27 protein-coding genes are annotated in these 26,177 nt (G+C 38.0%); 20 read left to right on the forward strand and 7 right to left on the reverse strand.

Annotated features, from left to right (window positions below; all coding sequences use genetic code 11):
* The first annotated feature begins 79 nt into the window (after positions 1-79).
* The 15 genes from J4P91_RS08935 to J4P91_RS09005 all read left to right on the forward strand — a co-directional run bounded on the left by J4P91_RS08935 (position 80) and on the right by J4P91_RS09005 (position 15,038).
* The gene (locus J4P91_RS08935) at positions 80-787 is read left to right on the forward strand and encodes a cell wall anchor protein (protein WP_207993717.1); all 708 of its coding nucleotides are present in this window, start codon (positions 80-82) and stop codon (positions 785-787) included.
* An 8-nt stretch (positions 788-795) separates the two neighbouring features.
* Positions 796-1,431, forward strand: a complete 636-nt coding sequence (locus J4P91_RS08940) for a class D sortase (protein ID WP_207993718.1) — start codon at positions 796-798, stop codon at positions 1,429-1,431.
* A 172-nt stretch (positions 1,432-1,603) separates the two neighbouring features.
* Positions 1,604-2,632 (forward strand): UDP-glucose 4-epimerase GalE, encoded by a 1,029-nt coding sequence (gene galE, locus J4P91_RS08945; RefSeq protein WP_207993719.1) that lies wholly within the window; start codon positions 1,604-1,606, stop codon positions 2,630-2,632.
* A gap of 278 nt (positions 2,633-2,910) precedes the next feature.
* Positions 2,911-3,819: a polyisoprenyl-teichoic acid--peptidoglycan teichoic acid transferase TagU gene (gene tagU, locus J4P91_RS08950; RefSeq protein WP_207993720.1), complete on the forward strand. Its 909-nt coding sequence runs from the start codon at positions 2,911-2,913 to the stop codon at positions 3,817-3,819.
* 245 nt (positions 3,820-4,064) lie between these two features.
* Complete coding sequence (locus tag J4P91_RS08955; protein WP_207993722.1) at positions 4,065-4,733, forward strand: response regulator transcription factor; 669 nt, start codon at positions 4,065-4,067, stop codon at positions 4,731-4,733.
* A gap of 11 nt (positions 4,734-4,744) precedes the next feature.
* Positions 4,745-6,175, forward strand: coding sequence for a HAMP domain-containing sensor histidine kinase (locus tag J4P91_RS08960; RefSeq protein WP_207993724.1), 1,431 nt, complete (start codon positions 4,745-4,747; stop codon positions 6,173-6,175).
* 66 nt (positions 6,176-6,241) lie between these two features.
* Positions 6,242-7,024: a DUF3919 family protein gene (locus tag J4P91_RS08965; RefSeq protein WP_207993725.1), complete on the forward strand. Its 783-nt coding sequence runs from the start codon at positions 6,242-6,244 to the stop codon at positions 7,022-7,024.
* A complete protein-coding gene (locus J4P91_RS08970) occupies positions 7,021-8,055 on the forward strand; it encodes an ABC transporter substrate-binding protein (RefSeq protein ID WP_207993726.1) in 1,035 nt (344 codons plus the stop codon). The genes J4P91_RS08965 and J4P91_RS08970 overlap by 4 nt, the downstream gene beginning before the upstream one ends.
* A gap of 19 nt (positions 8,056-8,074) precedes the next feature.
* Positions 8,075-9,415, forward strand: a complete 1,341-nt coding sequence (gene pgtP / locus J4P91_RS08975) for an MFS transporter (RefSeq protein WP_207993727.1) — start codon at positions 8,075-8,077, stop codon at positions 9,413-9,415.
* Positions 9,416-9,611: 196 nt separating this feature from the next.
* Complete coding sequence (locus tag J4P91_RS08980; RefSeq protein WP_207993728.1) at positions 9,612-10,058, forward strand: hypothetical protein; 447 nt, start codon at positions 9,612-9,614, stop codon at positions 10,056-10,058.
* Between the two features lie 436 nt (positions 10,059-10,494).
* Positions 10,495-11,691, forward strand: coding sequence for an efflux RND transporter periplasmic adaptor subunit (locus tag J4P91_RS08985; RefSeq protein WP_207993729.1), 1,197 nt, complete (start codon positions 10,495-10,497; stop codon positions 11,689-11,691).
* Positions 11,688-12,368 (forward strand): ABC transporter ATP-binding protein, encoded by a 681-nt coding sequence (locus J4P91_RS08990; RefSeq protein WP_098338309.1) that lies wholly within the window; start codon positions 11,688-11,690, stop codon positions 12,366-12,368. Before J4P91_RS08985 ends, J4P91_RS08990 begins: the two co-directional genes overlap by 4 nt.
* Positions 12,365-13,564 carry an ABC transporter permease gene (locus J4P91_RS08995; protein WP_207993730.1) on the forward strand — a complete coding sequence of 400 codons (1,200 nt, stop codon included), beginning with the start codon at positions 12,365-12,367 and terminating at the stop codon, positions 13,562-13,564. The genes J4P91_RS08990 and J4P91_RS08995 overlap by 4 nt, the downstream gene beginning before the upstream one ends.
* Before the next feature lie 132 nt (positions 13,565-13,696).
* Positions 13,697-14,371, forward strand: coding sequence for a YknW family membrane protein (gene yknW / locus J4P91_RS09000; protein WP_207993732.1), 675 nt, complete (start codon positions 13,697-13,699; stop codon positions 14,369-14,371).
* A gap of 196 nt (positions 14,372-14,567) precedes the next feature.
* Entirely contained in the window at positions 14,568-15,038 is a 471-nt protein-coding gene (locus tag J4P91_RS09005; protein WP_207993734.1) for a sigma-70 family RNA polymerase sigma factor, read from the forward strand.
* A gap of 51 nt (positions 15,039-15,089) precedes the next feature.
* On the opposite strand, the gene J4P91_RS09010 is transcribed toward J4P91_RS09005, so the two are convergent.
* Positions 15,090-15,569: a competence protein ComK gene (locus tag J4P91_RS09010; protein WP_243763773.1), complete on the reverse strand. Its 480-nt coding sequence runs from the start codon at positions 15,567-15,569 to the stop codon at positions 15,090-15,092.
* A gap of 193 nt (positions 15,570-15,762) precedes the next feature.
* Here J4P91_RS09010 and J4P91_RS09015 point away from each other — a divergent pair, with 193 nt between their 5' ends.
* Complete coding sequence (locus J4P91_RS09015; RefSeq protein ID WP_207993736.1) at positions 15,763-16,164, forward strand: DUF4359 domain-containing protein; 402 nt, start codon at positions 15,763-15,765, stop codon at positions 16,162-16,164.
* Positions 16,165-16,184: 20 nt separating this feature from the next.
* Here the strand turns inward: J4P91_RS09015 and J4P91_RS09020 are convergent, their stop codons facing one another.
* Both J4P91_RS09020 and J4P91_RS09025 read right to left on the reverse strand, forming a co-directional pair.
* Entirely contained in the window at positions 16,185-16,400 is a 216-nt protein-coding gene (locus tag J4P91_RS09020; protein WP_207993737.1) for a DUF2922 domain-containing protein, read from the reverse strand.
* A gap of 28 nt (positions 16,401-16,428) precedes the next feature.
* Positions 16,429-16,653 (reverse strand): DUF1659 domain-containing protein, encoded by a 225-nt coding sequence (locus J4P91_RS09025; RefSeq protein ID WP_017153491.1) that lies wholly within the window; start codon positions 16,651-16,653, stop codon positions 16,429-16,431.
* A 109-nt stretch (positions 16,654-16,762) separates the two neighbouring features.
* On the opposite strand from J4P91_RS09025, the gene J4P91_RS09030 reads away from it, so the two are divergent.
* On the forward strand, positions 16,763-17,248 hold the full coding sequence (locus J4P91_RS09030; RefSeq protein ID WP_207993738.1) for a VanZ family protein: 486 nt from the start codon (positions 16,763-16,765) through the stop codon (positions 17,246-17,248).
* A 100-nt stretch (positions 17,249-17,348) separates the two neighbouring features.
* Here the strand turns inward: J4P91_RS09030 and J4P91_RS09035 are convergent, their stop codons facing one another.
* Both J4P91_RS09035 and J4P91_RS09040 read right to left on the reverse strand, forming a co-directional pair.
* A complete protein-coding gene (locus tag J4P91_RS09035) occupies positions 17,349-20,105 on the reverse strand; it encodes a DEAD/DEAH box helicase (RefSeq protein ID WP_207993739.1) in 2,757 nt (918 codons plus the stop codon).
* Entirely contained in the window at positions 20,089-21,708 is a 1,620-nt protein-coding gene (locus J4P91_RS09040) for an SWIM zinc finger family protein (RefSeq protein WP_207993741.1), read from the reverse strand. Before J4P91_RS09040 ends, J4P91_RS09035 begins: the two co-directional genes overlap by 17 nt.
* Positions 21,709-21,862: 154 nt before the next feature.
* Between J4P91_RS09040 and J4P91_RS09045 the strand changes: the two genes are divergently transcribed.
* Genes J4P91_RS09045 through J4P91_RS09055 form a run of 3 tightly spaced genes read left to right on the forward strand, consistent with a single transcriptional unit; the run spans position 21,863 to position 25,305 of the window.
* Positions 21,863-22,354 carry a zinc ribbon domain-containing protein gene (locus J4P91_RS09045; protein WP_207993743.1) on the forward strand — a complete coding sequence of 164 codons (492 nt, stop codon included), beginning with the start codon at positions 21,863-21,865 and terminating at the stop codon, positions 22,352-22,354.
* Between the two features lie 5 nt (positions 22,355-22,359).
* Positions 22,360-23,901, forward strand: coding sequence for a zinc ribbon domain-containing protein (locus J4P91_RS09050; RefSeq protein WP_207993745.1), 1,542 nt, complete (start codon positions 22,360-22,362; stop codon positions 23,899-23,901).
* A gap of 12 nt (positions 23,902-23,913) precedes the next feature.
* Entirely contained in the window at positions 23,914-25,305 is a 1,392-nt protein-coding gene (locus tag J4P91_RS09055; protein ID WP_207993747.1) for a zinc ribbon domain-containing protein, read from the forward strand.
* Between the two features lie 222 nt (positions 25,306-25,527).
* On the opposite strand, the gene J4P91_RS09060 is transcribed toward J4P91_RS09055, so the two are convergent.
* Both J4P91_RS09060 and J4P91_RS09065 read right to left on the reverse strand, forming a co-directional pair.
* A complete protein-coding gene (locus J4P91_RS09060; RefSeq protein ID WP_207993748.1) occupies positions 25,528-25,821 on the reverse strand; it encodes a DUF3910 family protein in 294 nt (97 codons plus the stop codon).
* Positions 25,822-26,042: 221 nt separating this feature from the next.
* A partial coding sequence (locus J4P91_RS09065) for a 3D domain-containing protein (protein ID WP_207993754.1) occupies positions 26,043-26,177 on the reverse strand: 135 nt, incomplete at its 5' end.

Consider the following 26,177-nt stretch of genomic DNA (forward strand, 5'->3'; position numbering starts at 1 on the left):
AGAAATAGTTTAATAATCTTAAAACATTATAATATGATATATTTAATTTAAGAAATTTCTATAAAAAGGAGAAACAACCATGAATTTCAAAAGTATCATGAAAAAAGGTTCACTAGCCGCTGCGCTTAGCCTTAGTTTAACAGCATTCGCTGCACCGGCTGCACATGCAGATACGAATGAAAAAGAAGCTTCACAAAAGCTAGTAAATGCATTAGAAACATTAAATCTTGATCATGTGGACTACTTATATGCGTATTTACAAAAGACGAGCTTAACTGATCAAGAGCAAGCTCAAATTAATGCAAATGCAGCAAGGGTTAGTGAAATCCTTTCAAGTGCAACAAATGTAATGAGCTTAAAAACTGAGCAAAAAGTAGAAATGCTTCGTTTATTCTTAGACAGTGTGAAACTTGCTCATTTACAAGTAGAACTTGTAGAGGAAAGTGGAAAGTCTGTAGATCTTTTAAACTATACAATTAATAAAGATAATAACTTATTAATTCAATTAAAAGATTTAGATGGAAAGTTACTTGCGACAATTAACCCAACGAGAGAAATGGTACAAGCAGCTAACTTTAAAAACCTAGTAAATTCATTGAAGGTTGCGATGGAAGCAAAGCGTGAGTTAAATGCAACTGGTCACTTTGTTCCAATGCCAAATGCTGAAATGCCAAACACAGCATCTAATGAACAAACGTATATGTTAATAGGTGGCTTAATTGTACTTCTAGGTGCAGCTGCGCTAGTTCCAGCAGTACGATTAGCTCGTAAAGTAGAACAAGCGTAATACGCCCTATGGAAAAGCGAAAGAAAGTACATAAGCGTAAGTCAAAATGGAGATGGGTAATCATCGGGATTCCTGTTTCCATTATTTTGTTAGGCCTTGGGATTATTGCTTTTTTCGGGTGGGAACTTACAAAGCAAACAACATTGTTAGCTCATACAGTTGTTACACCGTATAAGCCTGCAGAGGCTGAAAAAGAGTTTAAACAAATTTGGTCTAAAATTCCTGATCCAGGAGAGAAGCTTGGTGAATTGAAGTTCCCTTCTCTTTCTTATGAAGTTCCTGTTGTAGAAGGAACACAACCGAAAGAGTTGAAATCAGGAGTTGGACATTTTGCTGGGAGTATGTTGCCGGGACAAGGCGGAAATGTTGTGTTAAGCGGACACCGGAATACGAGTTTTCGTAAGCTGGAAGATGTGAAGAAGGGTGATCAAATCAAATTTGCAACGCCGTATGGTGAGTTTGTTTATGAAATAACAGATTTCAAAATTACGGGAGCGAAGGATGAGAACATTATCGTACCAACAGATTATGAGACGTTAACGTTAACGACATGTTATCCGTTTGAGTATATTGGTGATGCTCCAGATCGTTTTGTAGTGTATACGAAGCTTGTGTCTAAGCCGGATTTAGAAAAACAATCTTAGTTTGAAGAAGAAAGCCCGATTGTCGTTTGTACAATGGGGCTTTTTTAATGTAAAATTAAAAATATGGGATATATGGATATAATGTTTTGGAACTAGCTCTGTATGGAGTTCGGAAAAATAAGTAATGAAAATCTAATACATAAGAAGTAAATAATTCTAGGAGGTTTTCATCATGGCAATACTTGTAACAGGTGGAGCAGGATATATTGGTAGTCATACATGTGTGGAATTATTGAATAGTGGTTATGAAATTATAGTAGTTGATAACCTTTCTAATAGTTCAGTAGAATCGTTAAATCGAGTAAAAGAAATAACAGGAAAACAATTTAAATTCTATAAAGAAGATCTTTTGAATCACGAAGCGATTGATGCGATTTTTGAAGAAAATACAATTGAAGCAGTGATTCATTTTGCTGGTTTCAAAGCGGTAGGTGAATCAGTAGCACTTCCGCTTGCTTATTATCACAACAACATTACGAGTACGTTAGTCTTATGCGATGTTATGCAGCAGAACAATGTGAAGAAAATGATTTTCAGTTCATCTGCAACGGTATATGGTATTCCCGAAACATCACCAATAACGGAAGAATTTCCTTTAAGTGCAACGAATCCGTATGGTCAGACAAAGTTGATGATTGAACAAATTATGCGTGATGTAGCTGTAGCTGATTCTGAGTGGAGTATTGCATTACTGCGTTATTTCAATCCGTTTGGTGCACATGCAAGTGGACGTATTGGAGAGGACCCAAATGGAATTCCCAATAACTTAATGCCATATGTAACGCAAGTAGCAGTTGGTAAGCTAAAAGAATTAAGTGTATTTGGTAATGACTATCCAACAAAAGATGGTACAGGTATCCGCGATTACATTCACGTTGTTGATCTTGCGAACGGACATGTGAAGGCTCTTGAAAAGGTATTACATACAACAGGTGTAGATGCATATAATCTCGGTACAGGTACTGGTTATAGTGTACTAGAAATGGTAAAAGCATTCGAAAAAGTTTCAGGAAAGGTCGTTCCATATAAAATTACAGAGCGCCGTCCTGGAGACGTTGCTGTCTGTTTTGCGGAGGCATCTAAAGCGAAATGTGAATTAGGATGGGAAGCAAAACGTGGGCTTGAAGAAATGTGCGCGGACTCATGGAAGTGGCAGTCGAATAATAAGAATGGCTACCAAGAAGCCGAACTTATTAAATGAATGTGATCTTATTAATGTTTCCTTTATGACTTGTTAGATATATAATAATTTTTTTGAAGAAATAATGTGAATGTGAAACACCTCGTCTTATCCTATGTTGGATAAGGCGAGGTGTTTTTGTGTATAGGTAAGGTATCTAATGAGGAAATATATAGGTTAAGTGTTAGATGTGAAATTAAGCATCATTTGATGAATAACTCTAGTTCCATGTATAATGAATTTGGTACTTTATTCTTTAATAAACCTATATAGCTGATTTAAGAAAGAAGGTTACAGTAATGAAGAAATTTCTATTTTGGATACTTGGTATTATTGTTGTTCTTCTAATAGCAGGAGGCGGTTATGCGTATTATCTATACTCATCCGTTTCGGGAACAATAGATAAAGTGTATAGCCCGCTAGACCGAGATCATTCTACAAAACGCTCTACTGATGTGAAGTTAGGAAATAAACAACCTGTTTCTATTTTATTATTAGGGGCAGATGAACGCGGGGCAGATAAAGGTCGTTCGGATACGATTATGTTATTAACGTTAAATCCGAAAGATAGTTCAATGAAGATGGTAAGTATTCCTCGTGATACATATACGGAGATTGTTGGGAAAGGGAAGAAGGATAAAATCAATCATGCGTATGCATTTGGCGGAATTGATATGTCTGTGAAGACAGTTGAGAATTTCTTAGATATTCCGGTTGATTATTATATTGAAGTAAATATGGAAGGTTTCCGTGATATTGTAGACGCTGTTGGTGGAGTTGATGTGTATAATGATTTAGCATTTACACTTGAAGGTATGTCATTTGAGAAAGGTAATATTCATTTAAATGGCGAGCAGGCACTCAAGTATACACGTATGCGTAAGCAAGATGCACGTGGTGATTTCGGTCGTCAAATGCGTCAGCGTCAAGTACTTGAAGCGGTTATTAGTAAAGGCGCGAACATATCATCCATTACAAAAATGGGTACTATGTTAGACGCAGTTGGGAAAAACGTAAAAACAAATTTAAATCAGGATCAAATGTGGGATCTTCAAAGTAACTATAAAGCTGCGATGAATAAGAAAGAAGAGATTCAAATTCCTGGTGATGGTCGTAAGCAGAATGGTGTTTGGTACTATTTCGTGCCGGATAAAGATCGTCAAGACTTGTCTAATAAGTTAAAAGCTCATTTAGAGTTAACAAAATAGCATTGAGTATAATAAGAGGCCTAATTATCCTGCAAGGGAAATTGGGCCTTTTTGATGTATATACAGATGTGAAAACAATTATTGAACATGCGTGGAACTGGCATCAAAGCAAACCGCATGGATATGATAAGTAAAAATGATGTATTAAAGAGAGTGTATCGTCGTTCAACATATGTTCGACAATACACTCTCTTTTTGTATAAGATATTTGCTATACTAAAATGTACTGCGAAAGGAGGGTGATTATGAAAATACTTGTAGTCGATGATGAATCGAGCATTCGAAATTTAATTCGTATGCAACTAGAGATGGAAGGATATGAAGTGCTTACTGCAGCTGATGGAAATGAAGCTTTGCAAAGATGGGACGAGCAGCCGGATGTATTGATTTTAGATGTGATGCTTCCGGATACGGATGGTTATGAACTGCTTCGGTTGTTCAGGGAGAAGGATCGAGATATTCCTGTACTTATGTTAACAGCGAAGAGTCAAATGAATGATAAGTTGCTCGGACTTCAGCTTGGTGCGGATGATTATGTGACGAAGCCGTTTAATCATGCAGAGTTAATTCTCCGGGTGAAGAATATGGCCCGGCGCATGGCGAAGCAAGGGGGGCGTCAGCAAGAAGTGATTCGCACTGGTGAGCTCGTCATTTATCCGAAAGAGCGGAAAGTGTACGTGAATGAGAAGGAAATTGATTTAACGTACCGTGAGTTTAATTTATGCCAGTTGTTTGCTTCACATCCGCAGCGTGTGTTTATGCGTGATGAGCTATTAGAGAAAGTATGGGGTTTTGAATATACGGGAAATACGAGAGCGGTTGATATTATGGTGCAGCGCCTTCGGAAGAAGCTTGGAGCAAGCGGTGAAAGCATTAAGACGATTTATGGCGTTGGGTATAAGTTAGAGTGTTAAAAGGTGATAAGATGTCGTTAAAACGAAATATGGTATTGGGTATAGTAGGGTTATTGATTCCGATTTTGTTTCTTCTTTATACGGTGATTTACATTGCACTGGAAAAGAATATGTATCATAATGCGGCAGGTTCTTTAGAGAAGTTAAGTGTAGAGGCACAAATTTATACGATGAACTATTTAGAGAAGGAAGCGGATATGGAGACACTCGGACCGAACTTATTGCTCATTGCTTCTTATCTAGCAAAGCGGATGGACGTTCGTGTACAGATGATTGGGAAGAATGGGGATGTTGTTGCCGATACAGAAAAAGGAGCCTTGCTTCATAAGAATGTAGATATTGACCAGTCATTGCGAGGAAAGAAGGCATATGTGTTTGAAAATGGTGATCCAGCACCACTTCTTTTATTTTCGAGCCCGGTTTATTATGGAAGCGATGTCATCGGAGCGATTCGCTTTATTCATGAATTGCAAGATGAGAAAGAAGTTTTAACGAATGTAAGCTGGACATTTCTTATTACATCGATTTGTTTAGCAAGTGGCGGGATTTTCTTTGCAATCCGTTTAGCAAAGTCTCTTCATAAGCCAATTGATCAGTTAAGACAAATGGCAAAACGGCTCGCAAATGGGGATTACAAAAGTAAAATTGAGCTAAATGAGTATGTAGAAATTGCCCAGTTATCAGCGTCTTTCAATGCGATGGCTGATGCGATTGAACTGCATATAACGCAGTTAAAGGAAGAGAAAGAGAAGCAAAAGGATTTCTTAGACCGAATTACACATGAGCTGAAAACGCCGCTTACTGCGATTATTGGATATGTAGATTTAATTCCGAAACTGGAGTCTTCTCGGGATGTAGAGGAAAGTCTTCATTATGTTTCAATTGAAAGCCATCGTCTATTATCACTCGTTGAGGAATTGTTACAATCTTCGAAGTATGGAACGAGTACGTTTGAAGTCTCTCCGACGATTGTAGATATAAAGAAAATTGCGGAAGAAGCAATTTCAATTGTGAAGCCTCGTCTTCAGCAATATGAGATAGAAGTGATAAATGAATTAACAGAGGCACATGTTGTTGCTGATTTTGATAAGACGAAGCAGATTTTCTTAAATGTATTTGATAATGCGATTAAATATAGTGATGCTACGCAAATGAGGATGAATGTCGTTGTAAATGAAGAGGAAGCGAAAGTTCTCATCCATGATGATGGGATTGGTATGGATGAAGCGATACTTGCAGAATGGAATCGTTCCCCGAAAGGAAAAGTACTCTCTTCTAGTTATGGAAATGGATACGGTTTGTTCATTTGCCAGGAGATTATGAACAAGCAAGGCGGAAGCATGCGAATTGAAAGTAGTGAGGAAATGGGAACGATGATTGCTATCACATTTTTGCTACCAAGACGCATGGAAGATATAAAAAACTTGAAAGCGGTTAAATGATACATTTATGAAACAATTATGCGGTATTTTCGAAACAACGTTTTTTTATTGTGGAGGTAGGCAGAAATGAAAAGGCTATCATTTCAAATTCTCTTGTTTGTCTTTTGTACGATTGCTGCTCTTATTTTGTTTTATTGTTTAGAGAAGCAATTGTATAACCGCGTGACAACCTTGGATGACAAGCAGGTCGTTTTAGAAAGAGCAAGTGAATCTCTTCCTACTGAAGTGAGAGTAAGACATGAGAAGTGGGGAGAAGTAGTTGTAACAGATGAAGTTCGTCTACATGCGATTGTTGCATTCTTTGATAAGATTCGAATGGAACAAACAGAAGCGAAGGCACGCGAACAAGTATTTACTGGAGAAGTAACGTACTTGAATGGGCATAGGCGTACTTTTGCAGTAGGTGACTTGTTCCAGTACGGGGCAAATGTATACGGAAAGCAAGGCATGGATCCAATGATTTCCGCATTTCAAACGTATTTGCTGAGCTTGTATTATACGCCGGAGTCTATTAGCAATTTCTTTGCAGAGGCGAAGGAAGTCATAGTGCGGCAAGGCGATGTAGTGCGTACTACGAATCTTGCGCCAATACTTGATTCTATTCGGCAAGCGAAGCAAATTACAGACTACGGAGAAATTCAGAAATTGCTGCAATCACAGAAGGATCCAATCGTCTATATTACCGCTTATCAAAATGGTAAGCATGTGAAGAATGAACGCGAGGATATTTTAACGATTTCTGTATATCCTTCTTACTTTGTCGTTCAATACCTTGGCGATAATAATGGGAATGTGATGTATATGAAAGGCTCCCTAGCAAATCTATTTGTAAAGGAGAATGTTTCATGAGAAAGATAGCCTTTTTCTTCTTTTTGCTAGTAATTGGAGGAGCGATGTCTAGTTGCTCTCGAGATACTACCTCTATTAAATATAATAAAGATGGTCTTCCAAATTTAAAAGATCGCCACCTTATTGCGTATGTAGCAGCGCGTGAAGAAGTCGGTGAAGCGCTTTTATCATCGTTTTGTAAATCACGTGGGTGCACGTATGAATTTATTCGTCTTTCTACAGAAGAGATTCTTAGGAGAGTAGAAGGAGAAGCAGGAAACCCGAAGGCGGATATTATCATCGGTGGCACAGTAGATGCACATCAAATGATGAAGCAAAAAGACTTATCGATTCCTGTTACAAGTAAGCATGCAACTAGCATTTCAAAAACTGTTAAAGACAAGGATCGTTTTTGGTATGGCTATGAAGTGGAACAGCTTGCCATCGCTATAAATAAAGAGCGGTGGAAGCAGGAAATAGAGCCGCTTGGTCTTTCCTACCCATCAGAGTGGAAAGACTTATTAAACCCTGCATATGCCGGAAAGATTGTCATGCCTGACCCAAATATATCAGGAACAGCATATACGTTTTTTGGATCGCTTATTGATATGTTCGGCGAAGAAGAGGCTAAAGGTTATGTAAAGAGTCTTGCTAGGCAAGTGGCAGAAGTAACGATGAATGGTTACATGCCTGCAGAGTATGTTGCGAGCGGTGAATATATGATCGGTATTAATTTTATGGGAGATCAACGGATGCTTCAAAAACAAGGCTTTCCGATGGTAAGCAAAGTTCCAGCGCAGACAGGATTATCTGTCAATGCGATTTCGAAACTGAAACATGCACCGAGTGGTATTGTAGCGGATTTATTTATTGATTATTGTCTATCAGAAGAAGCGGGGCATATTTTAGAAAAGGTTTCGTTTGGCGTACCAACGATGCTTGCGAAGAACGAGAAAGAAATAGAAGGTCAGCCTGTTAGAAGAACAAATAAGGATATATCAAATAGTGGGGTTATCGAGATATGGAATAGACAACGTCTCTCTCAGAAATAAGAAAAGGAGAAGAGATGGTATGTTTAAGTGGTTGAAACCAGCACCAGCTATAGAAAGATTGCCAGCGAATATGATTGATAAAGTATACAGACTCCTTCGTATTCGTATGTTAATCGGTATTTCAGTTGGATATGCAGCGTATTATTTAGTTCGTAGTAACTTTACGTTATCTAGTACGTATTTAATGAAAGAATACGGTTTTAGTACAACGGAAATTGGTTTATTAGGTTCCGTTGTGGCGATTGTGTATGGACTAAGTAAGTTCTTTATGGGAAATTTATCAGATAAAGCGTATGCTCAGCGTTTTATTGCGGTTGGTTTATTCTTATCGGCAATTATAAATATTTGTTTTGGTTTTGCATCTTCATTTGGAATGATTTTAACATTATTAGTTTTCAATAATATTTTTCAAGGAATGGGGGCACCGCCTTGTAGTACCGTAATGACAAAGTGGTTCTCGAAAAAAGAGCGTGGTACAAAAACAGGACTTTGGAATATTTCACATAACGTCGGCGGAATGCTTGTACCACCACTTGTTGGTATTGGTGTAGGTATTTTCGGTGAAAGTCATTGGCAAGCCGGCGTGTTTATCTTCCCGGCGATAATTGCAATGGTAATTTCAGTTCTTATGTGGGTGAATGCAAAGGATACACCAGAATCTGTCGGTCTTCCACCAATTGAAGAATATCGTAATGACTATGAAAATCTTGAAAAAGCAGACAATGCAAACAAAATGTCACCAAAAGAAATTTTGATGAAATATGTAGTGAAAAACAAATTTGTTTGGTACTTATGTATTGCGAACGCATTTGTTTACTTAATTCGTTTCGGTGTTATTAACTGGGTACCAATTTACTTAACAACTGTTAAAGGATTTACGCAAGCACAGTCACATGCAGCGTACTCTATTTTTGAAGGAATGGCGATTCCAAGTTCCTTAATCGTTGGTTTCTTAAGTGATAAATTATTTAAAGGAAAACGTATGCCATTATGTGTTATCAGTATGGTAGGTGTTGTTATTGGAACGTTTGTATATTGGCAAGCCACTAGCGTACTTGTTGTGAGTATTGCGGTTTCTATCATTGGTTGTTTAATTTATGTACCTCAGTTCCTAATTGGTTTAAGTGCAATGGAATTAGTGCCGAAATTTGCAGTAGGTACAACAGTTGGTATGTGTGGTCTATTCGCTTATGTAGGAGGAAGCCTTACAGCAAACCTAATCATTGGATTTATGGTTGATAGCTCTGGTTGGGATGGTTGCTTCATCTTACTATTAGCAGGTGGTATTTTATCAACATTATTCCTATTGATCGTTCAACGTGGACACGAGAGAAAAGGTCCTGAAGGTAAAATTGCATAATAGTCTATGGAAGGAGAATCTATCAATTGATAGGTTCTCTTTTTTAATCAAATGTTTGTGTAAACAGTAGAATGAAATTATTTATCCATCATATATAGAAACTTAACATTTATTTTACAATATCTTCAAACGGAAATGTTAAAATTTAGAAGAAATTAGCAAGGCAAATTAATATGTATAAAGGAGATGCTGAAAAGTGGGAATTTTTGTATCAGAAGTAGAAACATTTTTATTCTGTTCCGCAACAGTCACACAGCAAGATTGTACATTTGATTTTGTCGTTCGTAGTACGCCGATAGGGATTGGGATTTGTTTAGTAGAAGATTATGAAGTGGAGTGGCTTCCGATGAGAGTCGAAACATATTTGAAAGTGAACGGAAGTATGTTTCCAGATGAAGGGGCAAAAGAGGAATTTCGCAAACAGTTAAATAGTGAAACTGGCTGGATGTTGGACAAGCAAGGTGATAACCCAGATGGTATTGTTCAAAGGGCAATGCGAACTGATGAATATGCAGCATTTCAAACGGTAGAAAAGAATATTCCGCGTGAGATGAGGAAAGACGTGACAACTCTTCCGTTAGAGTATGATTTGGATCAAGCAAAGTCGAGTACTTGGAGGAAACGTCCAAACCGCCTTATGTAAGGCGGTTTTTTTAGAACTTATAGTATGAAAGCTACCATCTTTTCATATATCTTTTAGGTTTCTTAAAACTTGCTTAAAAGATAAGTAGTTATATTTCTAAACATTGGTATTTTTGTTACAATATAAGTGATGGTGTAAAACTTTGTAAAGAAAGCGTAATAATGTAAAAATATATATAAATCCATTTTGATTTTTCAGCGTATAAGTCGCTACTAAGAAGGAGAAAGGTGACTTGCACCCGTTGGCTTTCTCTGTTTGAACTTCGCATGGGGCCGGAAGAAGATTTGACTGCTTCTATGCATGACCGAATGTTCTCTCCCGCCTAAAAGGAAAGGGTTTATGTCAGTTTTTTAATTTGGATTTATATAATTACATTTCTCTGAAAGTTTTATACAATTAAATAATCATTATATAAAGATATAGAAGGAGCGAGAATATGTTACCAAATACCGTTCGTACTCCAAACAAAAAGAAGAAATGGATTATCGCTGGGGCTATTGTATTAATTGTTGCCATTGTAGCCGTCAATATTTTTGTGATGCAAGGGAAGAAAAAGGGTGTAGCAAAGGGAGGCGCTGACGCTGTTAGTTTTGAGAAAGTAACAGAACGTACACTCAATAATACAAAGTTGATTTCCGGACAAGTAAAACCTGGGAATATTGAAAGCTTCTACGCAGATTCAACAAAAGGAAAAGTGAAGGATATTGCGGTGAAAGAAGGACAAGAAGTAGAAAAGGGAACGAAATTATTCTCGTACGATAATGAAGAAATCAATCTACAAATTAAGCAAGCTGAGCTTGATCAAAAAATGGCGAGTATGCGCTATGATCAAGGGCAAAAGAAAATAGATTCACTAAAGAAAGAGATTAAGAAAGCAAAAGATAGCGGTGCTGGGAAAGAGGTAACAGATCCGTTAGAAGAGCAAGTAAGTGAACTAGAAATACAGCAAAAAACAACTGACCTTGAGAAAGAAAAAGGTCAATTACAAGCAGAAGAATTAAAGAAAAAACAAGGTGAACTCACAATTTATAGTAATTTTGCTGGTGTTGTACAAAAGTTAGATAAAGATGCAGCGCAAAGTTCAGCGCAAGCGATGGGCGGACAAGGAAAAGCATTTTTACAAATTGCATCTAAAGATCCATTCCAAATTCAAGGGACGTTAACAGAACTTCAAAAATCACAAATCCAACAAGACCAAACATTTACTGCAACTGCAAAAGCAAATGGTAAGAAGAAATGGACAGGTAAAATTACAGAAGTAAGTGAATTCCCGACAAGTGCAGAGATGGCTCAAGCAGCTGGTGCTGGTGAGGGAACACAAAGCATGTCTCAGTATACATATAAAGCTAGTTTAGATGGGCAAGAAGGTTTATCTCCAGGCTATCATGTATCTCTACAAGTAAACCTAGAAAACAAGAAGATGATTGCTGTTCCTAGTAAGAGCATTGTAGAAAAAGATGGTGATCCATTTGTTTATGTAGAAGAAAAAGGAAAACTTCGTAAACAAAATGTGAAAAAAGGTTCTACTGATGGAGATTGGACAGAAGTTCTTGAAGGCGTAACAGTGGGGCAAAAGGTGGTTAAAAATCCTTCCGACAACGTGTATGACGGAATGGAAGTGAAAGAAAAATGATTACGTTAAACAATATTCATAAAACATATTATCAAGGGAAACTGGCGGTACCGATTTTGCATGGGATTAGTTTAACGATTCAAAGCGGTGAGTTTGTTTCGATTATGGGACCATCTGGTTCAGGGAAATCGACGCTCATGAATATTATCGGTTGTTTAGATCGTCCAACAGAAGGCGAATATATGTTAAACGATGTGAATATCTTAACAGCAGACGAGGCGAAACTTGCCCTCATTCGTAATGAATATATTGGCTTTGTATTTCAGCATTTTAACCTACTGCCACGTCTTTCAGCAGTAGAAAATGTAGAACTTCCACTTATATACGGTGGTGTGAAGAAAGCTGAGCGCCGCCAGAGAGCTCTTGAAGCACTTGGAAAAGTTGGATTGTCAGATCGCGTACATCACCTGCCAAGTGAACTTTCAGGTGGGCAAAAGCAGCGTGTGGCGATTGCAAGATCGATTGCAAATGATCCGACGTTTATTATGGCCGATGAGCCAACCGGTGCTCTTGATACAAAATCTGGGGAACAGGTAATGGACATTTTCACAAAGTTAAACGCAGAAGGTACGACAATCGTTATGGTTACGCATGAAGAGGAAGTTGCTGCGTATTCTTCGCGCCGAATCGTGCTAAGAGACGGGAAAATTACAGAAGATAGAAGGTGTGCGGTATGAGTTTACTAGATAGTATAAAAATTGCCCTATCTTCTATTCTAGCTCATAAACTGCGCTCAGCACTTACGATGCTCGGAATTATTATCGGCGTCGGTTCCATTATTACTGTTGTTGCGATTGGGCAAGGCGGGGAAGCGGCATTAAAGTCGCAATTCGTTGGATCTGGTAATAACGTAATCCCAATTCACTATAGTGCGGATATAAATGATCCGTTTGGTATGGAAATGATGGAACAACCCAAGTTAACTGAGGAAGATATTTTTGAAATAAAAAAACTTCCAGAGATTGCGCATGTTCTTACAACAAATTCAAGTATGGAGCCACTCGATATAGAGGATAAAAAAGAGATGGTGAGTATTACAGGATTAGATAGTGAGTACTTCTCAGTAAATAAAGTGAAAGTAATAAAAGGCCGCTCCTTACAAGAATCAGATATTGCGCAAGGTAATAACGTCGTGATGATCAGTAAGAGTATGGAAGAAAAGGTCTTCAAAAAAGAAAGTTCAGTCGGTAAAATCATTGAGATGAAAGGACAACCGATGCAAATTATTGGTGTCTATAAATCAGATAATGAGTTTATGGGAATGGGGCCATCGGAAGCTTTAATTCCAATTACATTGTGGCCAACGTTATATGGAAAAGACGAGATTCAAAGCATTTCTGTTCAAGCAAAAAATGTGGATGATTTAGAAAAAGCGGGTAAAAAAGCTGCTGATGTATTAAATAGTCGTAAGCCAAGTGATGCATCTGGTAAATACGAAGTTATGAATTTAAAAGAAATTCAAGAAGGTATTTCAAAAATGACGGGCATCATGACGATGATTATCGGCGGTATCGCTGGTATTTCACTAGTTGTTGGTGGTATTGGGGTTATGAACATCATGCTCGTGTCTGTAACAGAGCGTACACGTGAAATTGGGGTACGTAAAGCACTTGGAGCAACGCGTAGTAAAATCTTGCTGCAATTCTTAATTGAAGCCGTTATGTTAACGCTGCTTGGTGGATTAATTGGAATCGGTCTCGGTTATGGAGGCGCATATATCGTTTCTTCATTTGCGAAATGGCCGCCGCTCGTTTCATGGGAAGTTGTCGTTGGCGGCGTGTTATTCTCGATGACGCTTGGTATTATCTTCGGATTAATTCCAGCGAACAAAGCAGCGAAATTAGATCCAATTGAAGCACTTCGTTATGAATAGGTTATTAGTGTAGTAGAGAGAGTCTCTCTACTACACATATATCTTGTTCTAGTGGGCGGTTCGCCGCCTCGAGTAGTGAGGATGTGAACCGCCCGTTAGAACGGGTTATATAAATACAAGGAGGTTGTTAGAATGGAACCGAATGTTAATACGCAAAAGGTTGGCGGGGAAAAACCATCGTTACTAGGAATGATTACATCTCCAGGTTTGCAGTTTGAGAGAATGAAGAATAGTAATGCAGTATGGGGTGCATTTTGGTTAATGACCGTATTAGGCGGTATTATGGGGGCTCTTGCGGCGTACTTATATTCTCAAGATCCTGCGTCTATGGCGGCCAATAAAGAGCTTGGTATTGAAGTGCCATTGGCATTTACTTTAGGTGGCGGCTTTCTCTTTTCAGCTCTTGTTATAATGCTTACATTCTTTCTTGGTACAGTTGTGTATAAAGTGTTAATGATGTTTATGAGCAATGATACTCCTTATAAAAAGTTATTAGCAATTACAGTGTATTCTAGTATTATTAGTATTCTTGGTGGAATTATAAATATGATCCTGGCGTTTATTCTTGGTGGGAATGGTCAAGAAATGTATACAGGTTTAGGGCCGTTATTCGCTTCTACTGGTGGCGTTGTATATGGCGTCCTAAAACAATTTGAGGTATTTGCAATTTGGGCATTAGTCGTAACTGGATTAGGATTACACATTACGGCTGGTTTAAGTAAGAAACAAGCAACTATTCTTGTTGTTGTATTCTTTATTTTAACATTGGGATTCAGTGCAATCGGCGGTATGTTCCCGAAAGCGTAATATAAGACATATTCATGAAAACGGCTCATATGGAGCCGTTTTTTATTTTTGTATGTACTTGAAATACTAGACCCCATATTTGAAATTTCCCTATACAGAATTTTAAATAACCTTCCATGAAATCTCTCTTATTCTCTTTTATTGTAAAGGTACCGCGGAATAACAAAGAGGTATACCTTTTAGAAACAGGTATAATATGAAACCGGCCACCTTTACTGAAGCAGTTACCTTGTATGGAAAGATGATTAAAAATCAAATGAAAAAGCTTTGTTTGTATCGGGATTATGATGAATATTATCAATGCGGCTTAATTGGACTTTGGATGGCATATGAAAGGTATGAGGAGGAGAAAGGTACTTTTTCAGCATATGCATTCGTAACAGTTCGTGGATATTTATTAGAGAAGTTAAAGAAAGAAAATCGATTTCAAAAGCGGCATACATTTGCCGGACAGGAAATTTTGCAAAATGTATGCGGGGCAGAAGTATCAGCAGAAGCTCAGGATTATATTGAGTTGTTAGATGAGAAAGAGAAATATATTATTTCGGAACGTTTTTATGCGGGAAAGAAGATACATGAAATTGCGGAAGAAAAGGGAATGACGTATCATCAAGTGAGATGGATATATCGGCAGGCGCTGGAGAAGATGCGTGCTGAGGTAGAGTAAGAATGCAACGGAGACAAAGGAATATATTTTGTCTCCGTTGCATAGCTAGTATTAGAAATCGTTATGAAAATCTTCCATAATCATTTGTGCTAAAATATTACCGGCCTTTCTCCATTGCAACTTCATTTGATAATAGCTAATGGGTAGAGTTTCTATTTCCCCATTACAAAAATATAGTACAGCCTGTTTTTTGGCGTTTTTTTTAATTTGCTTAATACTTTTATAGAAAACCCAGATGCAATCCCAGGCGGCAGGTGATTTTGTCGGAATGGCACAAATAAAACGACGATGATTAATTGGGATAGGTGTATTTTGGTGTAAATCCCATTTTTTAATAATTGCTTTTCGTCTTCCTTCGTATGTGGAATAATTGTGTGAGATGATTAATTCTTTTATTAGCTCCAATGGCGTTTTCGGTGAGTAGAGAATTCCTTTGGTGGTATGAATTTGAGTACGATAAAAAGGATCTTCGTAAGGCTGCAGTATCATTATAGAACTAGAAATAGCGTGAAGATTTGTTAGATCATGCAACTGAAAAGCCTCCTTTAAAAGTATTAGTTTACACATTTTAGTATATAGATAAAATATAAAAATAACTTTAATTATTTGTAAATATTTGTAAATTTTATGTGAGGTTTTGAGTTATTTTATAAATAGCAAGTTTTCTAATTTGCATCGCTTGTACATATATATGAAAATAGAAATAGTAAGGCGGTGATAAAGTATGAAAAAGAAATATATTATTATTATGGCACTTATTGTTGTTCTTTTTGTATATTTAGCAAACAGTAACCCGAGTAAAGGAGAATATACAGAGTGGGCAGCAAAGCAATTTATGAATCGCAATGATATTAGTAAAAAGTTAACAGAGGTTGAAGAAGGAGATCCAGATGGACTTGTTGGCGAGCTTGCGACAATTGGTAAGAAGTTAGCAAAGAAATATGTAGAGCCGCAAGTTGATGTGTTGATTAATCATTATACAGAGCGAAGCGATTATGTTTTCTTCTCGACTTATACGACGGAATTTACAATCGGGAAGGAAAATTATAGATATGTCTCGGTTGGATTTTCTCACATTTTTATTCCAATCGAAATGCCGAAGAAAAAAGACGAAGCTGCAAAGTAATGCGGCTTCGTCTTTTTTGTTTAAGGAGCAAGCGTTACTTCTGATACTGTCTTTTCAACAAGGCGTGCTCCCTTTTTACGAGTGTTCCCACTAAGCGATAAGAAAATTGCAGAGGAGAGAATCGTGTCCATCACTTGGTTAATGGTTTGTTCATTCACAGGTGTAATCGGATTGTCGATGGAAAAGACGACGGTTTTTCCATCCTCTTTCAAGAAAATTAGCTCGAGTACTGTCATTGTCGGTTACCTCCTTTTCATTAAAATTTTACGGATTCGAGATATCAGATGTGCTTAAAAGCTGAACAGCATGAAGCTTTAATTCTTGTAATGAAGCAAGAGCAAGTCCTACTTCATGAACCTTTGCTACATCGGCATTTGAGTTTACTCGTTTAAACTGTTTGTTTTTTAGAATTGCTTTTCCATTTGTGTCTGTGCCGCCGTTTAGAACAAGGCGCAAACTTAAATCAGTTACAATCGTTTCGATTGCCATTTTTTCACCCCCTTTTCGTCATATATATAGGGAGAAACGGTCATATTTTGGCGTGAAATTTTTTCTTTTTTTTGGTACTCTTAGAAGAATAAGAGAGGAGTTTCTAAAGATGAATCGTAAATGGTTAGTTTGGATTCCCGTTTTATTATGGATGGGGATTATTTTTTATTCTTCAGCACAGCCTTATAAGAAGCAGGATATGCGTTCAGATATTGAAAAGTATGTTCCGTCTCAATTTGTGGAAGAAAAATTATCTGGTGTATCGATTGACTATGGCGGAGGAACACCAGTTAGCATTGAAAATAAAGGTGTTGGGGGTTTTGTTGAGTTCTTCCTTCGTAAAGGAGCTCACTTCACAGTATTCATGATTCTTGGCATGCTTTCGTATTATGCATTTCATCGCTCTGGTTGTTCAAGAATGCGTTCCTTCGTATTCGCGCTTCTCATTGTTGCTGGATATGCAACATTCGATGAAATTCATCAAGGGTTTACAGGTGACCGTACACCGATGTGGCAAGATTCTGTTTTAGATACGTCGGGCGGATTGACAGGAATTATAATCAGCAATTGGTTTTGGCATAGAAAAAGGAGCTAACCCTTCGGGATAGCTCCTTTTTCATATACTGATCGTATCTTGTCGCGTGTATCGGTGGTTTCCAAAATGTATCGACCGTCCGACAATATACGACGTGGTGTTATACACCGAGTAGTTCTTTCAATTCGTCTGTTGATAGTTCGGTCATCCAGCTGTCACTTGTGATAATGGCGCTACTTAGCGATTGTTTCCGCTCTAGCATTTCATCGATTTTTTCTTCAAGTGTACCTGTTGTAATGAGTTTATGAACGTGTACAAATCGCTTTTGACCGATGCGATAAGCGCGGTCTGTTGCTTGATTTTCTACAGCTGGATTCCACCAGCGATCATAGTGAATGACATGGTTTGCGGCAGTTAAATTTAGACCTGTGCCGCCAGCCTTTAAGGATAGGATGAAGATGTCATATGTTCCATTTTGGAACTGTTCGATCATCTTATCACGTTCTGTTTTTGGTACACTACCGTTTAGGAAGAGAACACGCTGACCGAATTTCTCCTCTAATATTTTCTGTAACATATTGCCCATCCCGATATATTGCGTGAAAATTAAGCAGCTTTCATTTTGATCTTTTATATTTTCAATGAGATCCATTAATGTTTGGGTCTTCATGGAACGCTGCACAATATCTTTCGGCACTTCTTCTTTTAAGTAAAGAGCAGGATGATTACAAATTTGCTTTAGCTTACTGAGCATCATTAAAATAAAGCCGCGTCTTTCAATGCCTGTTAAGCCTTCAACATTTTGCAGCGTATCTTGTACGAGCTGTTCATATAGTGATGCTTGCTCACCTGTTAGCGGACAGTATGCTTTCTGTTCTTGTTTGTCCGGTAAGTTTAATGCGACTGTTTGATCTTGCTTTGTCCGGCGCAGTAAGAACGGTGAGATGAATCTTTGTACTTGCTGAATTTTCGCTTCATCACGATCTTTTTCAATCGGTGTTACGAAGCGGCGCTGAAACTGTCCTAGGCTACCAAGATATCCGTGATTCAAGAAGTCAAAAATAGACCATAACTCTGCTAAACGGTTTTCCATTGGCGTACCTGTTAAAGCGATTTTGTGATTTGCTCGTAAATTACGAACCGCTCTAGATTGTTTCGTTTGCGGGTTCTTAATATTCTGTGCCTCATCCAGAATGATTGCATCCCAGCACTGCGCGTTTAACTCTTCTTCATCAAGTTGTGCTAAAGCATAAGAAGTTAATACAACATCTGTACCTTGAAGAAAGTCCTTAAATGAATCGCCTTTTGAACGGTTGCTTCCATAATGTAATTGAACCTGTAAATTCGGCGCAAAGCGTTCAAATTCTTTCTGCCAATTTCCAAGAACAGACGTTGGTGCTACGATTAGCGCCGGACCTGTTTGGAGGCGATTTTCTTTCACGTATAATAAGTAAGTAATGGTTTGGATGCTTTTTCCAAGACCCATATCATCCGCTAGCAACGCTCCAAATCCGAGCTCTCGTAAGTATAAGAGCCACTCTACACCGTGCTTTTGGTACGGGCGAAGTGTAGCTTGCAAGGAGGATGGTATTGGAACTTTTGGAATGTCTCCGATATGGAGTAGCTTTTGGAAGAGCTCTTCGTAATAGCCATCTAGCTCAATTTCAATATCTGTAAATGGATTGTCTTCTTCTACGATCTCTGCTTCGGCAGAGTTTGATAAGTGCTGCTGCAAGACATCCTTCATTTCAAGACCATATTTATCTGCGCGTTTCATTAGTTTTTTCACTTCTTCAATAAAGGCAGGGTCGAGTCTCATCCATTGCCCATTTAAATTGAAGAGTCGTTTATTTTGTTCGACTAGGTCAAAAAATTCACTTTCTGATAGATCAATACCATCTGTAGAAACGCGCCAGTCGAAATCGACGAGAGTGTTCATGCCGAAGAAGGACTGCGTTTGATTCGTACTTTGCTTCAATTGAACACGTAATTTCGGTTTCGTTGCTTTTAAATTTTGCCACCAAGACGGTAGTAAAATATCAACGCCGGCTGCTAATAATTCGTTACTCGCTTCCGTTAAGAAGTTCCATGCTTCTGTTTCATAGAGCTCATCTCGAAAGTGTCCATCTTCCTGAAGCCACGGGACTAGCTTGCCGAATCCTTCCTGCGTTTCTTTAATACGCTCTTCATAGCTATGCCATCTTTTTGGTAGTGAATCGATGTCGTCATATACATATATCCGATGTGCTCCGCGTTTTGTCGTGATGATCGTTTCAAGCTTCCACAGTTCAAAATCATCTTGTGGTTCTTGGAGGCGAAGTCCGATTGTAAACGGAAGATCGTCTTCAATGTAACCAATCTTTCTGAACCAATCTTCTTCATGAAGTGCTGTTTCCAATTGTCTTTTCGTAAAGTCGTAGTGTTCATATAATCGTTTGGCATTTTCCCAGCCATCGCTAGAACGAGCGTCTTGCCGAATCGTTTCATTAATCGCATGGGAGAAAAGTGATACAAGCGTTTCATCTTGGATTGAAACATCGATGGTTTTCCATGATGGATAATCACTCCAACGTTTGATATCGGGTACAAAATTTCCACTCGCAAAGTGATCCCACAGCTCTTTTGCGTTTGGCATAAGCGCAGTCACAGGACCGTTTATTTGCAATCCAGCAAAGGAGTTCATCGGTTTTTTGGCAATATATTCAAACGCTTGAACGTTTGTTAGCATGAAGCCGCTTCGTCCTTCATGTGTAGCTTCTTTTAAAAAGGTACCAAAGAAGGACGTCGTGTGCCATGTGAAGGCATTTTTCTTCCAATTTATTGCAGGTAAAGGATTGCCGGTTTCATCTTCTCCCCAAAGGAACCAACCTTGACTTACGTGCTGGAGCCGAATTGTTACTTCAGTTTGTGTGATCATCGATTAACTTTCCTTTCCGCAGTTCTTCCTGTAGTGCTCTTAGGCGTGAATGTAAGTTAGCGATTTGGACAATGAAAATGTGCCATTCATCTGTTCGCTTGAGCCGCTTATAGAGCATGCGCAATTTCTTTAAGTAGCGGACTGCACGGCGGTATGACTTACGATTCCGTTCTTCAATTGCTTGCACTGCTGCGAAATGATAGAGCGGAAGAGCTGCTTCTGGTGCTTCTTTTTCGATTTCTTTCAGTGGCTCTTTTAGCAATTCAATTGCTTCAAATCCATATAAGAGATGAAGTTCTGTCCATGCATGATATTGTTTTTTTGCTAGTACATATTGCTCGTAGTTTGTGAAGCTGTATGGCAATAGTTCTTGCAAAATCATCTCAAGACCTGCTTGTTCATTTGTGTGCGTTGCATATGTTTCATACATCATGACAAACAAACGAACGATATCTTTTACAAAAAGGGGATTGGCCTGATCATTCATTGTTTTCTTCACTTGTTTATAGGTGAAAGACAGCCAACTTTTGGCGCGTTCCCATTGCATTGTGCTCAGTAATTCTTCGAGCCAGTCGAAATAAAGGCCGACAACTTGCGCCGGTTGTGTTTCGAGCAAGTCCATAGCAGCATTATCTTCTTGTTTTAAGAAGAATATGTGAGAAGAGGCAAGTGCTTTCGAGATTGGATTCATCTTCACATCAATTCGTCTTTCTTCTTCTTGTATCCAAGATTCTTCTGCTAGTAATTCTCCCCATATATGGCGGTAAATAAAGAACCTCTCCTGCATATAGGAATCGGTAGAGAAGAAAATACCATGTACTTGGCGAGCTGTTTCTTTCAAAATCGGTTCACATTCATCCGGGATCGATTCTGATTTCAAGTCACGTACAAGTGATTCAACTTTATCGACAAATAGGCGGACAACGTTAATTGGTTGGTGATAGGAGTACGTTTTGTTTGTCTCAAAGTCCGTGATTTCTTCTAATAACTTTTGAAAGCTAAAAAGTGCGCCATGTAATTTGAACAATTCATGTATGGCAACGACGCGCGGTGCTTTGCGTTCTAATTTCATATAAAAGTCTGTAAAGATACTCATAAGAAAATACATTTGTCTATATGAGAGCCGTGCTTGTTCTTTTTTAAATGCGTCATATTCAGATTCAAAATATGCATGCCAACTTTTAAAGTCCGTTTCTTCAAACGCAGACGATTGTAATACTTGTCTTGCTGTTCGAATCGGAGGGAGTGATGGTTTCGTTTTATTTTTAAATAATGTTAATACTTCTCCCACTTGTCCGAAGCTAGAAGCGGCGGATAGTAAAACAGCGAGCATGTGCTCACATTGCGTTGGCGCAAAGCAATCACAATAGCTTTCTGCGATATTACGAATCGGAATATGAACGCTATACACGTTTCCTTCAGCATCTACGGTACCTGATAACGTATAGCCATCAAAATCAACGTTGTAGACAAGGCCGCTACGATACAAGTGACGAGCAGTAGCAACGTGTTCTTGATCGGCGGCTTGCTGCGGATCGAGTCCTTGAACAAATTCATTCGCGATCATCATAATTTCATCTTTCGTAATTGAATGTTGCAGCATAATTTTCCTCCGTACAAAAGATTTATTTCCTCTACCATTATAAACAAAAAGCTGTGAAAACAGAAAAAATGAATTTGCTTATCCAAAAAATAGAAAAATATGGTAAGATATATTTGGTTAAATATATGTTTTTTTATTTAGGAGGAGATTAGAATTGTCAGATTTGCAGACGAAACTAGGTAGCGGTATGAATAAGCTACAAGAAGGAATCGAACAGGGAAAAATGAAGCTGCAAGTGGCACAAGAGATTGCACAACTGAAGAAGGAAATACAAGTGCAGCTCCATAAAAAGACAGAAGTTTTATTAGATCTTGGTCAAAAGGTGTATGTTCAACTTCGAGATACTGGAGTAAAGGAAGAATCATTAAAGCAATTAGTTGCTCCAATTCAAGCATTTGATGTTGCCATTTATCAGGCACGAAAGCGAATTGTTGAACTGCAAAAGCAACAGGGAGAGAAAGTGACATGTGAATGTGGTGGCTCTCTATCAATCAGTGATAAGTTTTGCGGGTCATGCGGGAAAGCAAATCCAATGTTAGCAGTAGAGACTAGCGAGGAAAAGATTGCATGTGTATCATGTAATGAGCACATTGCAAAAGACTCCATCTTTTGTCCAGTTTGTGGTATTAAGCAAGGTGGGGAGTGAGTAAGATGTATTGTCGCATGTGTGGGAATCAACATGGAGAAGAAGTGAACTACTGTCCTAACGAAGGAAGTATGGCAATAGTGGCTACAGACAGCGTAATCCTCGAACAAGATAACTCGAAATATTGCCGCGGTTGTGGTAGTGAAAATGCCCAGCAAAACCTGTACTGTCAAAAGTGCGGTTATTCTTTATTTACCGTGAAGAAAAAAGAACAGATCGTAAAGTTACCTAGCATGGAAAAAGGTCCTAAAGTAGAATTAGGATTACATAAGAACGGCTTAAGAACTGGTGTACTTGGCGGAGCTATTGCGAGTGTTCTTATGTTACTTGCGGGATGGATTGGAAGCTTAGTATTTGCAGCGATGACGGAAGAATTTCTTCATAAGTTTGCGCGTGAATTAGATATGCTATCGGGTTTTTATAATGGAGCAACAGCCACACTATTAAACTACCATTTACTTGGGGTTTCAGCTGAGGATGCAGATGGAATGATCCTTTCTTTATATTGGCATACTCCATTTCTACTATTATTATTAATTCCATTTATTATTTTAGGCGGAACAGGTATATGGATTGGAAAGCAACGTGTTGCCAATACAATTGGTGAACAGGTGACAATGGCAGCTACAGTGGGTATTATTTATGGTCTATTTTTATTTATTATTAGCTTCATTGCATCTAAATCAATCTCTATTCCAGGAATGGATGCTGTAACAGTATCAGTTGGATTTTCTTCCTTTAAAAGTTTAGTGAGTGGGTTTATATGTGGAACGATTTTTAGTTTATTGGGAATGATTGCTCATACAAGCCAAAACAATATGGCCGAAGCATTCCGTGAGCTACTTCCATATGGAGCATCACTTTATTACGGAGTAGCAGCAATGGTAAAGGGCTTTTTGTTAACAGCTGTTATTTTATGTGTAACAGCTCTCTTTATGAAAGAAGATAGTGTGAAACCATTGAAAGAGTTCACGTCTACAACGTCGCAGCGTATAATGTTAACACTGCAGGTAACGCCGCAAGTATGGAATATGGCGCATCTTGCACCAGTAGAAGTGAAAAGCCCTGTTTTTGAAAAAGGTTTTTCAGGTAAGAGTAACAAAGGAAAAGACAATGAGATGCAGTTTTCATTCGTATCCGGCATGTCATTTAATGGAACAGGGTTAAAAGATCTTGCAATTGCTGAAGGAGCAGGGCCAGAGGATCTTGCAGAAATAGAAGATGTAAATAGTACATTCCATTATGGATTGTTGCTGCTTCTTATTCCGTTTTTCTTTATGTTTAGAGTAGGACAAAAATTAGCGAGAATACAAACAGCAAATATATATGTAACACTCGCTGTATGTAGTGGTGCTTACACAGTTATGATGCTCTTAGTAAATATTCTTTCCAAGTTTCAAATTGATATTTCAGGGAATTTGACAAGTATGTTTGGAATGAGTGGAACGATGCTCTCTATGCAGGGCAGCTGGATGTATTTAATACTCGGTAGCTTTATTCTGACATATGTGGCCGCTTTCGCTGGAATGAAATTGGCAAGAAAGTAGGAGGGAAGTATATTGAAGTTTTGTGGAACATGTAAAAAAACAGTCGCAGATCACCTGAATTTTTGTTCGGAATGCGGAAGTAAAGTAGAAGTGATTGAAGAAAATGTAGTTGCTTCGAGAGCAGGTGTACAGAGAGAAGTATATCGTCAGGAAGTACAGCCGAAGAAGAATAAGAAAAATATCATTCTCTTCATTGGATTCGTTGTATTGGCAGCTTTACTGTTTGGTGCATATAAATTCGGGGCATATAAATTTTCGAAAGAGAAACAAATCAATGTATTAATTGACGCTTTCAATAAAAAAGATATAAATACAATTGACTCTTTTGTAAAATCGGATGATCCAGGTTTGAAAATTAAAACAGAAGATATTAAATCTTATTTACGTTATTTAAAGGATAATCCTTCATACAATAAAGAATTATTGTCTTACTTACAAAAGCAAACGGTTGATGCAAAGCTCGTTGATAAAGAAGGCTTTGTGGACGGACAAATTGTAGAAGATGGGAAAGAGTGGTTCTTATATCCGAAATATAAGTTCAGTATTAAGTCGTATTTCATGACAGTCAGCACAACTGCAAAAACTGCGGAAGTATATGTAAATGATAAAAAAACAACTGATATTTCTAGTGAAAAATCTTCTAAAGAAATCGGACCTTATTTCCCTGGGACGTATGTTGTAAAAGCAAAGGCGAAGGCAGATCTTACTGAATTGGAAACGGAAAAGGAAGTTGAGTTAGCTGGAGAAAAAGAAGGGAAAGTGGATGTGAAGTTACCACTTGAAGGAAACTACGTAACAATCTCTTCTGATGAAAATAGTGCTAATGTCATTGTAAATGGCAAAAAGCGTGGGAAATTAGATTACGGCAGGTATAAACTAGGCCCTGTACCGACAGATGAAACGGTAGAGGTATATTTAGAGAAACAAACAGACTTTGGAACTGTGAAATCTGAAAGTGTAAAAATTGGGGATCAGAGCTCTTATTATTTAAAATTCCCAAAACAAACATCCGATACTGCGGTTGGTGATTTTGTTCGAAATCACATTTATAACAACGTGCGTGCCATTTCTTTAAATGACTTTAGCTTAATTGAAAATGACTACGATAAGAGCGGAAAATCATATAAAGAAGACCGCGATTATCTGCAATATTTAAAGGAAAAAGGAATTACTGAGGATTTATTAAAATTTGAAGTCCGTAACGTTGAACGTCAAAGTTCTACGAAATATAAAGTAACGACATATGAAGAATACAATATTCGCTATGGCGATGGATCTATGAAGTTCAAAAGCTTTAGCAATGAGCATATTGTTACAGTGAATGAAGATGGAAAAATATTATATCATTCACTCGGTGCAAATAATACGTTGAAATCAGAAGAAATATCTGGTCCAACACATTAAAATGCGAAAATACTATCTCTTTTATATAAAGAGGTAGTATTTTTTTTCGCTATTTGTGGGCATTAAGACCCCCACCTCAAAATTCCGCAAAAGTAAAGAAGTTAGGTGGGAGGTGGGCTGCCCGTAAAAGCCCGATTGGTGAGGGCTAATAATCAGTGGCCTCCACTGATTAAAGTTTTACTTTATGATATATTGATCGCTTGTATGGATATATCGGCGATTCTACAAAATACGAAAAGCTTCTACATAGGGATCTTGTAGAATTCTTTCTACTAACGGGAGCATTTCTTCTTGAAATGGTATATCAATTGGAAATGGCTTTTGTGATCCTGGCTTTGTGCCGTATTGCACAAATTTATATTGAACGGATTGATCGTGCTTGAGCACAATCAATTTATAGCGATTGTCATCATGTTCAAGTGAAAAATCAATTGCGGTCGCATCATATGTTACATCGTCTTTGTATATGTATGGCTTAGGTGTACCGATCCAGTCTACTTTTGCATGTGGGTTCATGGTATAGCCTCCTTATCGTCATTATATATATATCTATTTTGATTTTCCAACATATAAGTCGCAGCTATGAAGGACAAAAAGAGGCCTGCACTCATTTTCTCTCTTTGTTTTAAACATGGGCATGGGGCTAAAAAAGGATGTTTTTTCATTTGTGCTTATATAAACAAGTAAAAGCCAGGTCTCAATATATGAGAACTGGCTGAATTTTTAGCAGTAATTGATTATTTTAAAATTTTCACTTTAACAGATTTACGTCCCCATTTGTTAGCAGCTGCGTCAGAGCCAACTAGAACGTCGATACGGTTACCTTTAATAGCACCACCAGTATCACCAGCGATTGCTTCTCCATATCCTTC

Origin of the sequence: Bacillus sp. XF8 (assembly GCF_017498755.1) — a bacterium.
Lineage (GTDB): Bacteria > Bacillota > Bacilli > Bacillales > Bacillaceae_G > Bacillus_A > Bacillus_A bingmayongensis.

Excerpts from the sequence above, each read along its gene's own strand:
- galE (WP_207993719.1), top strand. The coding sequence starts at position 1,604 with ATGGCAATACTTGTAACAGGTGGAGCAGGATATATTGGTAGTCATACA.
- pgtP (WP_207993727.1), top strand. The coding sequence starts at position 8,075 with ATGTTTAAGTGGTTGAAACCAGCACCAGCTATAGAAAGATTGCCAGCG.
- J4P91_RS09025 (WP_017153491.1), bottom strand. The coding sequence starts at position 16,653 with ATGGCAATCGAAACGATTGTAACTGATTTAAGTTTGCGCCTTGTTCTA.
- J4P91_RS08955 (WP_207993722.1), top strand. The coding sequence starts at position 4,065 with ATGAAAATACTTGTAGTCGATGATGAATCGAGCATTCGAAATTTAATT.
- J4P91_RS08965 (WP_207993725.1), top strand. The coding sequence starts at position 6,242 with ATGAAAAGGCTATCATTTCAAATTCTCTTGTTTGTCTTTTGTACGATT.
- J4P91_RS09060 (WP_207993748.1), bottom strand. The coding sequence starts at position 25,821 with ATGAACCCACATGCAAAAGTAGACTGGATCGGTACACCTAAGCCATAC.
- J4P91_RS08970 (WP_207993726.1), top strand. The coding sequence starts at position 7,021 with ATGAGAAAGATAGCCTTTTTCTTCTTTTTGCTAGTAATTGGAGGAGCG.
- J4P91_RS09005 (WP_207993734.1), top strand. The coding sequence starts at position 14,568 with ATGAAACCGGCCACCTTTACTGAAGCAGTTACCTTGTATGGAAAGATG.
- J4P91_RS09050 (WP_207993745.1), top strand. The coding sequence starts at position 22,360 with ATGTATTGTCGCATGTGTGGGAATCAACATGGAGAAGAAGTGAACTAC.
- J4P91_RS09015 (WP_207993736.1), top strand. The coding sequence starts at position 15,763 with ATGAAAAAGAAATATATTATTATTATGGCACTTATTGTTGTTCTTTTT.
- J4P91_RS08935 (WP_207993717.1), top strand. The coding sequence starts at position 80 with ATGAATTTCAAAAGTATCATGAAAAAAGGTTCACTAGCCGCTGCGCTT.
- J4P91_RS08990 (WP_098338309.1), top strand. The coding sequence starts at position 11,688 with ATGATTACGTTAAACAATATTCATAAAACATATTATCAAGGGAAACTG.
- J4P91_RS09020 (WP_207993737.1), bottom strand. The coding sequence starts at position 16,400 with ATGACAGTACTCGAGCTAATTTTCTTGAAAGAGGATGGAAAAACCGTC.
- J4P91_RS08995 (WP_207993730.1), top strand. The coding sequence starts at position 12,365 with ATGAGTTTACTAGATAGTATAAAAATTGCCCTATCTTCTATTCTAGCT.
- J4P91_RS08940 (WP_207993718.1), top strand. The coding sequence starts at position 796 with ATGGAAAAGCGAAAGAAAGTACATAAGCGTAAGTCAAAATGGAGATGG.
- J4P91_RS09030 (WP_207993738.1), top strand. The coding sequence starts at position 16,763 with ATGAATCGTAAATGGTTAGTTTGGATTCCCGTTTTATTATGGATGGGG.
- J4P91_RS09040 (WP_207993741.1), bottom strand. The coding sequence starts at position 21,708 with ATGCTGCAACATTCAATTACGAAAGATGAAATTATGATGATCGCGAAT.
- tagU (WP_207993720.1), top strand. The coding sequence starts at position 2,911 with ATGAAGAAATTTCTATTTTGGATACTTGGTATTATTGTTGTTCTTCTA.
- J4P91_RS08985 (WP_207993729.1), top strand. The coding sequence starts at position 10,495 with ATGTTACCAAATACCGTTCGTACTCCAAACAAAAAGAAGAAATGGATT.
- yknW (WP_207993732.1), top strand. The coding sequence starts at position 13,697 with ATGGAACCGAATGTTAATACGCAAAAGGTTGGCGGGGAAAAACCATCG.
- J4P91_RS08960 (WP_207993724.1), top strand. The coding sequence starts at position 4,745 with ATGTCGTTAAAACGAAATATGGTATTGGGTATAGTAGGGTTATTGATT.
- J4P91_RS09035 (WP_207993739.1), bottom strand. The coding sequence starts at position 20,105 with ATGATCACACAAACTGAAGTAACAATTCGGCTCCAGCACGTAAGTCAA.